The organism is Streptomyces sp. NPDC091371, assembly GCF_040684275.1.
GTDB lineage: Bacteria > Actinomycetota > Actinomycetes > Streptomycetales > Streptomycetaceae > Streptomyces.
Window position 1 is genome coordinate 76,521 of sequence record NZ_JBFBFP010000012.1, and the last position, 14,144, is coordinate 90,664.

General features: G+C 71.7%; 13 protein-coding genes, 1 tRNA gene and 1 pseudogene. 12 read left to right on the forward strand and 3 right to left on the reverse strand.

Translation table 11 applies throughout. The features are described from left to right. Position 1 precedes the first annotated feature (1 nt). The 3 genes from AB0O21_RS16135 (at position 2) to glmS (ending at position 3,197) form a co-directional block, all read left to right on the forward strand. Complete coding sequence (locus AB0O21_RS16135) at positions 2 to 931, forward strand: DUF4429 domain-containing protein (protein WP_365171495.1); 930 nt, start codon at positions 2 to 4, stop codon at positions 929 to 931. A gap of 107 nt (positions 932 to 1,038) precedes the next feature. Next, a complete protein-coding gene (locus tag AB0O21_RS16140) occupies positions 1,039 to 1,314 on the forward strand; it encodes a hypothetical protein (RefSeq protein ID WP_329385221.1) in 276 nt (91 codons plus the stop codon). A 65-nt stretch (positions 1,315 to 1,379) separates the two neighbouring features. Further along, positions 1,380 to 3,197 carry a glutamine--fructose-6-phosphate transaminase (isomerizing) gene (gene glmS / locus AB0O21_RS16145; protein ID WP_365171497.1) on the forward strand — a complete coding sequence of 606 codons (1,818 nt, stop codon included), beginning with the start codon at positions 1,380 to 1,382 and terminating at the stop codon, positions 3,195 to 3,197. Positions 3,198 to 3,279: 82 nt separating this feature from the next. Here glmS and AB0O21_RS16150 read toward each other — a convergent pair whose 3' ends face one another. Further along, complete coding sequence (locus tag AB0O21_RS16150; RefSeq protein WP_365171499.1) at positions 3,280 to 3,846, reverse strand: GPR1/FUN34/YaaH family transporter; 567 nt, start codon at positions 3,844 to 3,846, stop codon at positions 3,280 to 3,282. Positions 3,847 to 3,986: 140 nt separating this feature from the next. Here AB0O21_RS16150 and AB0O21_RS16155 point away from each other — a divergent pair. Further along, positions 3,987 to 4,322, forward strand: a pseudogene (locus AB0O21_RS16155) (transposase); the annotation flags it as partial. Positions 4,323 to 4,356: 34 nt separating this feature from the next. Here the strand turns inward: AB0O21_RS16155 and AB0O21_RS16160 are convergent. After that, positions 4,357 to 4,890 carry a universal stress protein gene (locus AB0O21_RS16160; protein ID WP_329385214.1) on the reverse strand — a complete coding sequence of 178 codons (534 nt, stop codon included), beginning with the start codon at positions 4,888 to 4,890 and terminating at the stop codon, positions 4,357 to 4,359. Between the two features lie 429 nt (positions 4,891 to 5,319). Here AB0O21_RS16160 and AB0O21_RS16165 point away from each other — a divergent pair, with 429 nt between their 5' ends. The 4 genes from AB0O21_RS16165 (at position 5,320) to AB0O21_RS16180 (ending at position 8,097) form a co-directional block, all read left to right on the forward strand. Then, entirely contained in the window at positions 5,320 to 5,649 is a 330-nt protein-coding gene (locus tag AB0O21_RS16165) for a hypothetical protein (RefSeq protein ID WP_365171501.1), read from the forward strand. A gap of 376 nt (positions 5,650 to 6,025) precedes the next feature. Further along, a complete protein-coding gene (locus AB0O21_RS16170; RefSeq protein ID WP_365171503.1) occupies positions 6,026 to 7,198 on the forward strand; it encodes a helix-turn-helix domain-containing protein in 1,173 nt (390 codons plus the stop codon). 128 nt (positions 7,199 to 7,326) lie between these two features. Continuing rightward, positions 7,327 to 7,929: an oligoribonuclease gene (gene orn / locus AB0O21_RS16175; RefSeq protein ID WP_365171505.1), complete on the forward strand. Its 603-nt coding sequence runs from the start codon at positions 7,327 to 7,329 to the stop codon at positions 7,927 to 7,929. A 95-nt stretch (positions 7,930 to 8,024) separates the two neighbouring features. Then, positions 8,025 to 8,097 (forward strand) — tRNA-His (locus tag AB0O21_RS16180). Between the two features lie 49 nt (positions 8,098 to 8,146). Here AB0O21_RS16180 and AB0O21_RS16185 read toward each other — a convergent pair. After that, entirely contained in the window at positions 8,147 to 9,175 is a 1,029-nt protein-coding gene (locus AB0O21_RS16185) for a LacI family DNA-binding transcriptional regulator (RefSeq protein ID WP_365171507.1), read from the reverse strand. 118 nt (positions 9,176 to 9,293) lie between these two features. Between AB0O21_RS16185 and AB0O21_RS16190 the strand changes: the two genes are divergently transcribed. From AB0O21_RS16190 to AB0O21_RS16205, 4 genes are all read left to right on the forward strand, one after another. Beyond that, positions 9,294 to 10,631, forward strand: coding sequence for an extracellular solute-binding protein (locus AB0O21_RS16190; RefSeq protein WP_365171509.1), 1,338 nt, complete (start codon positions 9,294 to 9,296; stop codon positions 10,629 to 10,631). 364 nt (positions 10,632 to 10,995) lie between these two features. After that, a complete protein-coding gene (locus tag AB0O21_RS16195) occupies positions 10,996 to 11,955 on the forward strand; it encodes a sugar ABC transporter permease (protein WP_365171511.1) in 960 nt (319 codons plus the stop codon). Continuing rightward, entirely contained in the window at positions 11,952 to 12,776 is an 825-nt protein-coding gene (locus tag AB0O21_RS16200; RefSeq protein ID WP_365171513.1) for a carbohydrate ABC transporter permease, read from the forward strand. The genes AB0O21_RS16195 and AB0O21_RS16200 overlap by 4 nt, the downstream gene beginning before the upstream one ends. Continuing rightward, entirely contained in the window at positions 12,776 to 14,119 is a 1,344-nt protein-coding gene (locus AB0O21_RS16205) for a GH1 family beta-glucosidase (RefSeq protein WP_365171515.1), read from the forward strand. The genes AB0O21_RS16200 and AB0O21_RS16205 overlap by 1 nt, the downstream gene beginning before the upstream one ends. Positions 14,120 to 14,144 lie beyond the last annotated feature (25 nt).

Here is a 14,144-nt window from a genome sequence, read left to right on the forward strand (position 1 = left end):
GATGGCGGAAATCATCCAGAAGGACGGCACTTGGACTTTCGACGGGGACGCGGTGCGCATCGTGCCGGGCCGCGACAAGGGGGTCTCGCTGCTGCGGCAGACCCTCGGCGAGGTGCTCGTACCGCTGCGCGCGCTGGCGGGGATCAGTCACGAGCCGGGCCGCAAGGCGGGCCGGCTGCGGCTGCGGCTGCGTGACGGCGCAGACCCGCTGCTCCAGGTGACGGGCGGGCGGCTGCCCGAGTCCTCGGACCCGTACCGGCTGACCGTGGAGGCGGACCGGAGCGGGGTCGCGGAGTACTTCGTGGACGAGGTGCGGAACGCGCTGCTGCTGGAGCAGATCGACCCGGGCCCGACCGTCGCCTACCTGCTGCCCGGGCCGCCCGTGCCGATCACGGTGGGCGCGGGCGACGGGACGGCGGCCTTCGACGGCGACCGGGTGGCGCTGGAGTGGAACTGGACGACGGAGGAGGCCAAGCGCTCCGGCGGGCCGCGCGATTTCCGCGTCGCCGATCTGCGGTCGGTGGAGTGGTCCCCGTCGAAGGGCCTGGAGAACGGCTGGCTGCGGTTCAGCCTGGCGGGGGCCCCGGCGGCGCCCGCCCCGAAGTACGACCCGTACACGGTGGAGCTCTTCGGCTTCAAGAAGGACCCGCTGATGGCCCTGGTCGCGGCGGCGGTGGCGGTACGGATGCCCCACCCGGCCGCACCGCAGGACGCACCGCAGGACGCGCCGCCGCAGGACGGCCAGGCGGCGGCCGCGGCGGTCCGGGCGGCCGAACCGCACAAGGCCCTGGCCGGGGAGGCGGCGGCCCCCGCCGAGGACCACGACGCCCTGCTGCGGCGGCTGCGCGAGCTGGGCGAGCTGCACCAGTCGGGCGTGCTGACCGCCGAGGAGTTCACGGCGGCCAAGCAGGCGGTTCTGCGTCGTTTCTAGCGGATTTTCAACCGGAAGTACGCATTCCCTGGTCCAGACCAGCAAGATCCTGCCCGATTTCGGGCAGGATCTTTGCGTTCAGCGCCTGAAGCCGCCAGTATCTACGGGTGCTCGATCGCCGCCCGTCGCATGACGACCTCGTCGAACACCTGGTGCGCAGCACCTCGCTCCAGCGAGGCGAAGCGGCCCGGGTGGTCCTCGACGTGCTCGCGTACTTCGACGAGACGACCGAGGAGTTCGTCCGCCGCCGCCACCGGGAACTGCAGTCCGGCGGAGCGGTGAACGCGGAGATCTTCGAGCGGATCGCGGCCGAGCTGCCGCACCGCGCCGTGGCCCCTCCGGAGCTCTCGCTCCGGCAGCTGCGCCGCATCGTCTACGGCTGAGCCTGCCGCCGCACCCGCGGCAGCGAGAGAGCACACGAACCGAACTTCAGGAGGGGCTAGACCGTATGTGCGGAATCGTCGGTTACATCGGCAAGCGTGACGTGGCACCACTGCTGCTGGAAGGCCTGCAGCGGCTCGAGTACCGCGGGTACGACTCCGCGGGCATCGTCGTGAACAGCCCCAAGGCCGCCGCCCTGAAGGTGGTCAAGGCCAAGGGCCGGGTCCGCGAGCTCGAGTCCCGCGTCCCCAAGCGCTTCGCCGGCACCACCGGCATCGCCCACACCCGCTGGGCCACGCACGGCGCCCCCAGCGACATCAACTCGCACCCGCACCTCGACGCCGAGAACAAGGTCGCCGTCGTCCACAACGGCATCGTCGACAACGCCTCCGAGCTGCGCGCGAAGCTGGAAGCCGAGGGCGTCGTCTTCGTCTCGGAGACCGACACCGAGGTCATCGTCCACCTGATCGCCCGCTCCCAGGCCGAGTCCCTGGAGGAGAAGGTCCGCGAGGCCGTCAAGGCGATCGAGGGCACCTACGGCATCGCCGTCATGCACGCCGACTTCGCCGACCGCATCGTCGTCGCCCGCAACGGCTCCCCGGTGGTCCTGGGCATAGGCGAGAAGGAGATGTTCGTCGCCTCGGACGTCGCCGCGCTCGTCGCCCACACCCGCCAGATCGTCACCCTCGACGACGGCGAGATGGCCACCCTCAAGGCCGACGACTTCCGCACCTACACCACCAGCGGCGCCACCACCACCGCCACCCCGGAGACCGTGGAGTGGGAGGCCGCCTCCTACGACATGGGCGGTCACGACACCTACATGCACAAGGAGATCTCCGAGCAGCCCGACGCGGTCGACCGCGTGCTGCGCGGCCGGATCGACGACCGCTTCAACACCGTGCACCTGGGCGGCCTCAACCTGGACCCGCGCGAGGCGCGCGGCATCCGCCGGGTCAAGATCCTGGGCTGCGGCACCTCGTACCACGCGGGCCTCATCGGCGCCGGCCTCATCGAGGGCATGGCCCGCATCCCCGCGGACGCCGAGCCGGCCTCCGAGTTCCGCTACCGCAACCCGGTCGTGGACCCCGACACCCTGTACATCGCCGTCTCCCAGTCCGGCGAGACCTACGACGTCCTGGCCGCCGTCCAGGAGCTCAAGCGCAAGGGCGCCCGCGTCCTCGGCGTGGTCAACGTCGTCGGCTCCGCCATCGCCCGCGAGGCCGACGGCGGGGTGTACGTGCACGCCGGCCCCGAGGTCTGCGTCGTCTCCACCAAGTGCTTCACCAACACGGTCGTCGCCTTCGCGCTGCTCGCCGTGCACCTGGGCCGCATCCGCGACCTGTCGGTCACCGACGGCAAGCGGATCATCGAGGGCCTGCGCAAGCTGCCCGCGCAGATCCAGGAGATCCTCGAGGGCGAAGAGGACATCAAGAAGCTGGCGGCCGAGTTCGCCGAGGCCAAGTCGATGATGTTCATCGGCCGGGTGCGCGGCTACCCGGTGGCCCTGGAGGCCTCCCTGAAGCTCAAGGAGATCTCCTACATCCACGCCGAGGCCTACCCGGCCTCCGAGCTCAAGCACGGCCCCCTCGCCCTGATCGAGCCGTCCCTGCCGACGGTCGCGATCGTCCCGGACGACGACCTGCTGGAGAAGAACCGCGCGGCGCTGGAGGAGATCAAGGCCCGCAGCGGCCGGATCCTCGCGGTCGCCCACCGCGAGCAGGAGAAGGCGGACCACACCATCGTCGTCCCGAAGAACGAGGACGAGCTGGACCCGATCCTGATGGGCATCCCGCTCCAGCTGCTGGCGTACCACACGGCGCTGGCCATGGGCCGGGACATCGACAAGCCGCGCAACCTGGCGAAGTCGGTCACCGTCGAATAGCCGATCCATGGAAGAACCCCCGTGCGCACCGCGCACGGGGGTTCTTCCATGTGGTGCCGTGTTGGTGCCGTGTTGCGCCCGGTCAGCTCGCGGCGACCGCGCCCCTGCCCGCCTTGCCGACGGCCATCGGCCAGTTCGCCAGCGCCGCGGTGGCCCCGTACCAGGCCAGCAGGCCGGAGACGGCGGCGACCCAGCCGCCCGCCTTGGCGAGACCGCCGCTGTCCGCGAAGGCGGCTATCGCCAGCAGGAGGAGGGACAGGGTCAGCAGGGCGTAGACGCCCTGGCTGAACAGACCGCTCGCGGCGGCGACCGTGAGGGTCAGCGCGAGCAGCGCGAAGAGGACAAGAAACGTTCCGGCGGCTTCACCGGAGGCCGCGGCACCCGCGCCCTTGGCCCAGGTGAACCAGAAGATGCCGAGGCCCGCGAACGCGGTGCCGTTGGATCCGTTGCCGCCGCGGTACTCCAGGAGTCCGAGGAGGAACAGGGCGACGCCGCCGACGTACATCGCGAGCGACACGGAACTGGCAGCGGTCACGCCGTCGATGACGCCGGTGTGGCCGATACCGAATGCGAGAAGGGTGAGACCCAGGGCGATGTTCCCGAGGGTCGAAGTCGAGGCCGTGCTTCCCGCAGAGACACCATTGTCCACGGCGGGCTCCCTTCGATCTGCAGTTGTTTGCTGCGTCCCAGCAGCACTTATCTACCCTTTACACGGGGGCACAACCGCACAATCGCCTTAACAAATGGTCACGGGACGACAACGGTGGGCGACCGGCGTCGAAGGGCCACCGGCCGAAGTTCCTCGCGAAGACCACCATGGCCAGGAAGGCCGCTGACGCCGCCATCGGCGCCACCAAACAAGCCCTCATCGAGATGGGCCGCAAGCACGGGCGGACCGTACATCTGGTACACCCCGCGCACACCACGATGGACTGCGCGCAGTGCGGAGCGAGAGCCGAGCACGCGCTGCCGCCGGGAGAGCGCACATACACCTGCACCGCGCGCGGGGCCGTGTCCCCACGGGACAAGAACTCCGCGCGCGTGATGCTCGTCCGGGCTGGTCCGGCCCCGGTTGGCACTGATCGTGGAAGACCTCCCGAGGCGGCGCCTCGGGAGGCTGCGTGAGCCAGGGATCCCCTCCCTTCAGGGAGGGGAGCAGTCAAGGAATGACAACGACCGGTCGCTGTGCGCGTTTGGCCAGCCGGCCGGCCACGGAGCCGAAGATCCGGCCCACGATCCCGTGCGTGGAACCCACCACGATGGCGTCGGCCGAATACTCCCGGCCGACCTCCTCCAGTTCGTGGCAGATGTCACCACCGCGCTCGACCAGGATCCACGGCACTTCCGCCAGATAGTCCGCGCACGCGAGCTCCAGCCCGAGCACCTCGGTGCGGTGGTCCGGCACGTCGACGAAGACCGGCGGCTCGCAGCCGGCCCACACGGTGGTGGGCAACCGGTTGGCGACATGGACGATGATCAGACCGGATCCGGAGCGGCGGGCCATGCCGATCGCATAGGCCAGGGCGCGCTCACTGGAAGTGGATCCGTCGAATCCCACAACGACGCCGTGCCGGAAGGCAGGGTCGCAGGCAAGGCGCGGCTGTTCCGCCGGGCGCAGATCGGCGGCCGACTCGGGGTCGGCGAGCCGCTTGCGCTTGCGGTCCGCGGGTTCGGAGAATTCGTGACCGGCCATGGGTGTCTCGGCGAAGAGGTCCTTGGAGGAAGCAACAGGGGAAATTGGCGACGCAGTGTGACGGAGCTCTGTCCGGGAAGCATCTTCCCAAGCCCATACCCACCAGGGTACGGCGACACTCCTGTCCTGCACAGGGCTTGCCGCCCTTGGAGAGCGTCCCAGGGAGCATGCCGGAGTGAGGGCGCCTTGGCAATGGCCGCTGTCCCCTACAGCCAGTGACGAGGCCGGTTCCGCGCCACCCGTGCGCGCAGTGACCGAGGCCCGCCGCGCGGCGTTGGGCATGCGTCCGACCTTCAGGTAAGAGCCCGCAGGGAGTACGCCGTGCCCGGCCATCCGGTTCACCCCGTCCAGCCCGCTCAGCCGACGCAGTCCGCCCCGTCCGCCCGCTCGCCCCTCCCCTCACCCCTCCCCTCGTCCGTTCACTCGTCCGTGCACTCCGCCGGACGTCACCACGACGACCCAGCGGGTGACGTCGTGCGCTGGGCCGCCTTCAGCTGCCTGCTCGTCCCCGTGGTCCTCGTCGTCTACGGGACCTCCGTCGGCGGGGCCGCGGTCGCGACGCTCGGCCTGCTCGCCGTCACGGCCGCGTGCCGGGTGATGCTGCGGTACTCCGAAAGGACGGAGAGGGCGGAACGGGCCGCGGCCCGGGTGCTGTCGGAGGAGCGCCTTCCGCCCGTCCGACACCGCCGGCACTCGCGCGGCGGGGCCGGCGGCCGCCGCGGTTGCCGCACTTTCGAGCCTCCGGACCCGCAGGACTGACTGATTCGCACACCCACACCCGCATGTTTTCAGCCAACTTCCCGGCAGAGTTGCCTCCTTGCCGGAATGTCTCCCCAACCCCCCTACCACCAGGGACGACAGAGCCCCGGGGGCCTCGAGACCCTATGGGTACTGGCCACGAGCGGACGGAACCCTTCCCGCGCCGGTAGCGGAGCGGAACGGTTCCTGATCGAATGCTTTTCGCCAAGTTGAGAAGTCGACATAGCGCTGCGTGCTGAACTTGTCACGCCGACACCACGGGACGCAGTAGATTCGATCATGTATTTACGGCGGGGGATCCACGTGCAAGGCCGAGGGGAAACGTGCAGGTGCGACCAGACCAAGGAGTCGCGACACCCAAGGGGGGCTTAGCGCCATGAGCCAGGATTCCACCGCAGTCGTCGCTGACGCGGGCCGGAAGCTCGCGGGGCGTCGCCGCAGGGAGATCGTCGCGGTGCTGCTGTTCAGCGGCGGGCCGATCTTCGAGAGCTCCATTCCACTTTCCGTGTTCGGCATTGACCGGCAGGACGCGGGAGTTCCACGCTATCGACTGCTCGTGTGCGCCGGGGAGGACGGTCCGCTGCGGACCACCGGCGGACTCGAACTGACCGCGCCGTACGGGTTGGAGGCGATCGCCCGGGCAGGCACGGTCGTCGTGCCCGCATGGCGTTCCATCACTTCACCGCCGCCTCCGGAGGCGCTCGACGCACTGCGTCTGGCGCACGAGGAGGGTGCCCGGATCGTCGGACTGTGCACGGGGGCCTTCGTGCTCGCCGCCGCCGGTCTGCTCGACGGCCGGCCCGCGACGACGCACTGGATGTACGCGCCGACGCTGGCCAAGCGCTACCCGTCCGTCCACGTCGACCCGCGCGAGCTGTTCGTCGACGACGGCGACGTGCTCACGTCCGCGGGCACCGCGGCCGGAATCGACCTGTGCCTGCACATCGTGCGCTCGGACCACGGCAGCGAGGCGGCCGGGGCCCTGGCCCGCAGGCTCGTCGTGCCGCCGCGCCGCACCGGCGGCCAGGAGCGCTACCTCGACCGGTCGCTGCCGGAGGAGATCGGCGCCGACCCGCTGGCCGAGGTCGTCGCCTGGGCGCTGGAACACCTCCACGAGCAGTTCGACGTGGAGACCCTCGCCGCCCGCGCCTACATGAGCAGGCGCACCTTCGACCGGCGGTTCCGCTCCCTGACCGGCAGCGCGCCGCTGCAGTGGCTGATCACCCAGCGGGTGCTCCAGGCACAGCGGCTGCTGGAGACCTCCGACTACTCGGTCGACGAGGTCGCCGGGCGCTGCGGGTTCCGCTCGCCGGTCGCCCTGCGCGGTCACTTCCGCCGGCAGCTGGGGTCCTCCCCGGCCGCCTACCGCTCGGCCTACCGGGCACGCCGCCCGCAGGCCGACGTGTCCCCGGTGTCCGACCTCCAGGCGGCTCCGGTGCCCCACCAGCGCACCCCGCAGCCCCAGCGGGCGGCGGCGGCGCTGGCTGCGGCGGGCCCGACGGTGACGGAGCTCTACGCTCCGGGCCGGGTCCTGCGGGAACACGCGTAACCCACACGACGGGTACGACAGGGCAAGGTCCCCCACCGGTCACCACCGGTGGGGGACCTTGCTCGTAGCTCCCTCGTACGTTCCGCAGATGCGGTCCGGGCCCCGGCCGACCACATAAGGTGGGACACATGAACGATCGCATGGTGTGGATCGACTGCGAGATGACCGGGCTCTCGTTGACGGACGACGCACTTATCGAGGTGGCCGCACTGGTCACCGACTCGGAGCTCAACGTGCTCGGCGAAGGCGTGGACATCGTGATCCGCCCGCCGGACGCCGCCCTGGAGACCATGCCCGACGTGGTGCGCGAGATGCACACCGCGTCCGGACTGCTCGAAGAGCTGGCCGCCGGCACCACCCTCGCGGACGCCGAGGCGCAGGTCCTGGCGTACGTACGGGAGCACGTGAAGGAACCCCGCAAGGCGCCGCTCTGCGGAAACACGGTCGGCACCGACCGCGGCTTCCTGCTGCGCGACATGCCCGCGCTGGAGGGCCACCTGCACTACCGGATCGTGGACGTGTCCTCGATCAAGGAGCTGGCGCGCCGCTGGTACCCGCGGGCGTACTTCAACAGCCCGCCGAAGAACGGAAACCACCGGGCGCTCGCGGACATCAAGGAGTCCATCGCCGAGCTGCGCTACTACCGGGAGGCCGTCTTCGTGCCGCAGCCCGGGCCCGACACGGACACCGCGCGGTCCATCGCCGCCAAGCACGTGGTGCCCGCCGAATAGACACCCCGGAGCCGGGTCGGGGTCAACGGGGGAGCGAGCACCCTCCCGGACCCTGTACCCTTTTCTTCGGCCGGTCGGTTCTCCGACCGGACATGGTGGGTGTAGCTCAGTTGGTAGAGCACCTGGTTGTGGTCCAGGTGGCCGCGGGTTCAAGTCCCGTCACTCACCCTGCGGGAAGACCCCGGTTCGCGGAAGCGGACCGGGGTCTTCTGCGTTCTCAGGAGGATTCCCGGACCACCAGCCGGTTCGGCAGGACGACGCCCGCCTCCCCGGACCCGTCGCCGCCGATCCGCTCCAGCAGCATCCGCGCCATGGTCCGGCCCATCTCCTCGATCGGCTGCCGGACGCTGGTCAGCGGCGGGTCCATGTGCCGGGCCACCACCGAGTCGTCGAAGCCGACCAGTGCCACGTCCTGCGGGATCCGGCGCCCGGCCGCGCGCAGTTCCCGGCGGGCGCCGGCCGCCATGACGTCCGAGGCCGCGAAGACCGCGTCCAGCGCGGGGCGGCGTTCCAGCAGCTCGCGCATCGCGCGGCGGCCGCCGTCCTCGGTGAAGTCGCCGATCGCGATCAGCTGCTCGTCGACGGGCTGTCCGGCGGCGGCGAGGGCCTGCCGGTAGCCGTCGAGGCGGCACTGGGCCCCGTACACGTCGAGCGGGCCGGTGATGGTGGCTATCGCGCGCCGGCCCCGGTCGAGGAGGTGGCGTACGGCCTCCGCGGCGCCCGCGAGGTTGTCGGAGTCCACGCAGGGCAGCTGCTCGTCGGCGGAGCGGCGGCCGCTGATGACCGTCGGGATGCCGAGCTCGGCCAGCATCTCCGGCAGCGGGTCGCCGGCGTGGACGGAGACGAGCAGCACCCCGTCGACGCGGTGCCCGGTCAGGTACTGGGCGAGGCGGCGGCGCTCGCGGTCGCCTCCCGCCAGGGTGAGGACGAGTTGGACGTCGGTCTCGGCGAGTGCGGCGCCGACCCCGCGGACCACGTCGGAGAAGTACGGCTCGGCGAAGAAGCGGGACTCGGGCTCGGGGATGACGAGCGCGATGGCGTCCGTCCGGTTCGCGGCGAGGGCCCTGGCCGCGCGGTTGGGCACGTACCCCAGCTCGGCGACGGCCCGCTCTACGGCGGCCCTGGTCCGCTCGCTGACCTTGGAGGAGCCGTTGACCACCCGGGAGACGGTGCCGCGACCGACTCCGGCCCGCGCCGCGACCTCCTCAAGGGTCGGCCGTCCCCCACCGCGCGCATGCCCGTTCATGGCTTCCTCCCGGATCCGAATCTACCTCTTGACGGCCGTGGGAGCGCTCCCACACTGTGACACAGGACAACGGCTACACACGACGCCCGGCACGTTCCGTCCTTCAGGGAGGACCCAGATGCGAGCCCGAAGAACCCTTGTCACCACGGCCGGCCTGATCGGCGCGACGGCCCTGCTGCTCGCCGGATGCGCACAGGACCCCGCCGAGAAGTCCGGGCCGAGCTCCCCGAGCGCCTCCGCCGGCGACGGCAAGGGCAGGACCACCCTCACCGTCGGGGTCTTCGGGGCCTTCGGCCTCCAGGAGGCGGGGCTCTACGACGAGTACATGGCGCAGAACCCCGGGATCCGCATCGAGCAGACCTCCATCGAGCGGAACGAGAACTACTACCCCCAGCTCCTCACCCACCTCGGCACGGGCAGCGGGCTCGCCGACATCCAGGCCGTCGAGGTCAACAACATCGCGGAGATCACCGCCACCCAGGCCGACAAGCTGGTCGACCTGGCCAAGGCGCCGGGCGTCGACAAGGCCGCGTACCTGCCGTGGAAGTGGGCGCAGGGCACGGCGAGCGCGGCCAAGGGCGGGGCGACGGTCGGCCTCGGCACCGACATCGGCCCGCAGGGCATCTGCTACCGCAAGGACCTCTTCGAGGCGGCCGGGCTGCCCACCGACCGGGCGGCGGTCGGCGCGCTGTGGGCGGGCGACTGGGGCAGGTACCTGGAGGCCGGGAAGGCCTACAAGGCGAAGGCCGGGGACGGGAAGGCCTTCGTGGACTCCGCGTCGGGCGTGATGGCGGCGGTGACCGGCAGCAGCGCGCAGCGGTTCTACGACGACCAGGGCAAGGTGGTCTACAAGTCGAACCCGGCCGTGCGCGGGGCCTTCGACCTGGCGGCCTCCTTCGCCGGCGAGGGGCTGAGCGCGAAGCTCCAGCAGTTCACCCCGGCCTGGGACCAGGGCTTCGCGAACGGCGCCTTCGCCACCGTCTCCTGCCCGGCCTGGATGCTCGGCTACATCCAGGACAAGGCGGGCCCGGCGGGCAAGGACAAGTGGGACGTGGCGCAGGCGCCGAAGCCGAGCAACTGGGGCGGCTCCTTCCTGGTCGTGCCGAAGGCGGGCAAGCACGCCGAGGAGGCCGCGAAGCTCGCGGCCTGGCTGACGGCCCCGGCGCAGCAGGCGAAGCTCTTCGAGAAGCGGGGCAGTTTCCCGAGCGCGAGCGCCGCGTACGGACTTCCGTCGGTGGCGGGCGCGAAGCACCCGTACTTCGGCGGGGCCCCGATCGGCGAGATCTTCGCGAAGGCGGCGCAGGGGGTGCCGGTGGCGGCGGTCGGCCCCAAGGACCTGGTGATCGCGCAGAACCTGGCGGACGTCGGGATGCTCCAGGTCGACCAGAAGGGGCGCAGCCCGCAGGAGGGCTGGGAGGCGGCAGTGAAGGCCATCGACAACGCCCTCGCCCAGTGACGGGGGCCTGGCCGGCGGCACAGCCGAGGAAACGGCCCCTGACGCGCCCCGAAGCCCACCCCGGAGCCCGGCCGACGGCACGACTGGTAGCCCGGCCGGGGGCGCACCCCGAGGCGCGGCCGAGGGGCAGGCATGGGGCCCGGCCGGGGGCGTGGCCGGCGGCCGTGCCGGCGGCCCGGCACGGGGCCCGGCCGGGGGCCCGGCACGAGGCCCGGTCGGGGGCCCGGCAGGGGGCGCGGCCTGGGACGGGGGGCATGCCCAGGCGCGGGGCCCGGCCAGAGGCGCCACCGGGGGCGGGGTCTGGGGCGGGGGGCGTGTCGCCGGGGCTGCCGGGAGCAGCTGCGCGCCGCGGGGTGGTGGGTCGGTGAGTGACGAGACCGTGCTGCTCTCCCCCGCCTCCTCCCGCCGCCCCGCGAGGAGCTGGCGCTCGCGCCGCTATCGGTGGGACCTGCGCTGGAGCCCGTACGCCTTCGTGGCGCCCTTCTTCCTCTTCTTCGCGGCCTTCGGGCTGTTCCCGCTCCTGTACACCGGCTGGGCCGCCCTGCACCAGGTGGAGCTGACCGACCCGGACTCGATGACGTGGGTGGGGCTGAGGAACTTCACCCGGCTGTGGGACGACGCGTTCTTCTGGAACGCGCTGCGCAACACCGTCACCATCGGGCTGCTGTCCACGGTGCCGCAGCTGGCGATCGCGCTCGGCCTGGCCCACCTGCTCAACTACAAGGTGCGCGGCTCCGCCTTCTTCCGGGTCGCGGTGCTCACCCCGTACGCGACCTCGGTGGCGGCGGCCACGCTGGTCTTCGTGCTGCTCTTCGGCCGGGACTACGGGATGGTCAACTGGGCGCTGTCGGCGGTCGGGTTCGACAAGGTGGACTGGCAGAACGGCACCTTCGCCTCGCAGTTGGCGGTCTCCACCATCGTGATCTGGCGGTGGACCGGCTACAACGCGCTGATCTACCTGGCGGCCATGCAGGCCGTCCCGGGCGAGCTGTACGAGTCGGCGGCCCTGGACGGCGCCTCGCGGTGGCAGCAGTTCGTCCACGTCACCGTGCCCTCCCTCCGGCCGACGATCTTCTTCACCTGCGTGGTGTCGACGATCGGGGCGACGCAGCTCTTCGGCGAGCCGCTCCTGTTCAACGGCGGGGCGGGCGCGACGGGCGGCTCGGACCACCAGTTCCAGACGCTCGGGCTGTACCTGTACGAGCAGGGCTGGGTGAACCTGCACCTCGGTCGGGCCTCGGCCATCGCGTGGGCGATGTTCCTGATCCTGCTGGCCATCGCGGGCGCGGCGCGGCTGCTGCGCGGACGGGAGGCGTCCCGATGAGGTCACTGCGCGCGGGCCGGCTCACGTACGCGGTGCTCGCCCTGTTCACGGCCGGCTCTCTCTTCCCCCTCCTGTGGACGGCGATCGCGGCCTCCCGCAGCAACACGCGGCTCGCGCAGACCCCGCCGCCGTTCTGGTTCGGCGGGAACCTGGGGCGCAACCTCCAGGTCGCCTGGACCGACGCGAACATGGGCACGGCCCTGCTCAACACGGTGGTCGTGGCGGGCACGGTGGCGGCCGGGACGGTGCTGTTCTCCACCCTGGCGGGCTTCGCCTTCGCCAAGCTCCGGTTCCGGGGCCGCCGGCTGCTGATGTCCCTCGTCATCGGCACGATGCTGATCCCGCCGCAGCTGAGCGTGGTCCCGCTGTACATGCTGATCGCCGAGCTGTCGTGGACGGACCGGCTCCAGGCGGTGGTCCTGCCCGCCCTGGTCTCCGCGTTCGGGGTGTTCTTCATGCGGCAGTACCTGGCCCAGGCGCTGCCGTCGGAGCTGGTGGAGGCGGCCCGCACGGACGGGGCGAGCTCGCTGCGGGTCGTATGGCACGTGGTGTTCCCGGCGGCCCGGCCGGCGATGGCGGTGCTGGCCATGCTGACCTTCGTCATGGCCTGGAACGACTTCTTCTGGCCGATCGTCGCGCTGACCCAGAACGGCAGCCCGACGGTGCAGGTGGCCCTGACCGGGCTGGGCCGGGGCTACGTCCCCGACCAGTCGGTGGTCATGGCGGGCGCGCTGCTGGGCACGCTCCCGCTGCTGCTGGTGTTCCTCGTCTTCGGCCGCCAGATCGTCGGCGGCATCATGCAGGGAGCGGTGAAGGGTTGATGGAGAAGAAGTTCCCCGAGGGGTTCCTCTGGGGCACGGCCACCGCGGCCTTCCAGATCGAGGGCGCGGCCGGGCTGCGCGGGCCGTCGATCTGGGACACCTTCTGCGCCACACCGGGCAAGGTGTACGGCGGCCACACGGGCGAGGTGGCCGCGGACCACCACCGGCTGTGGCGGGAGGACGTCCGGCTGATGGCCGGACTGGGGCTGGGCGCCTACCGCTTCTCGGTGTCCTGGCCGCGGGTCCGGTCCGGCGGGATCGGCTTCTACGACGCGCTCGTCGACGAGCTGCTCTCGTACGGGATCGAGCCCTGCGTGACCCTGTACCACTGGGATCTGCCGCAGGAGCTGGAGACCGCGGGGGGCTGGCCCGAGCGGGAGACGGCGTACGCCTTCGCCGAGTACGCCTCCCAGGTCGCGGGGGTGCTCGGCGACCGGGTCCGGCTCTGGACCACCCTCAACGAGCCCTGGTGCAGCGCCTTCCTCGGCTACGCCTCCGGGGTGCACGCCCCCGGCCGCACCTCCCCCGCGGACGCGCTGCGCGCCGCCCACCACCTCAACCTGGCGCACGGCCTGGCCGCCGCGGCGCTGCCCGCCCCGGCCCGTACCGGGATCGCCCTCAACCTCAGTGCGGTACGGCCGCTGACCGGCTCGGCGGCCGACCTGGACGCCGGGCGCCGCATCGACGCCCTGGCCAACCGGATCTTCACCGGCCCGCTGCTGCACGGGGCCTACCCGCAGGACCTCCTCGCGGACACCGCCGCGCTGACGGACTGGTCCTTCGTGCGCCCCGGCGACGAGGCCCTGATCCGGCAGCCGCTGGGCTTCCTGGGCGTGAACTACTACACCCCGGCGGTGGTCTCGGCAGCCCCCGACGGCGCGGCCGGCCCGCGCGAGGACGGCCACGGCGGCGGGGACCACTCCCCCTGGCCGGGGGCGGACGGGGTGGCCTTCCACCAGCCTCCGGGCGAGCACACCGACATGGGCTGGTCCGTGGACCCCACGGGCCTGTACGACCTGCTCGCCCGCTGCGCCCGCGAAGCCCCCGGACTGCCGCTCCTGGTCACCGAGAACGGCGCGGCGTACGCCCCGGACCTGCACGACCCGGCCCGCATCGGCTACCTGGAGGCCCACCTGGCCGAGGTCCACCTGGCGCTCGCGGACGGCGCCCCGGTGGAGGGCTACTTCCTGTGGTCGCTGATGGACAACTTCGAATGGTCCTACGGCTACAGCAAGCGCTTCGGCATCGTCCACGTCGACTACGACACCCAGGCCCGCACCCCGCGCTCCAGCGCCCACTGGTACGCCCGCCTGGCCAAGTCCGGCTTCTTGTCGCGCTCTTGACGCCACTCCGGCTGCGGCAGGGCAT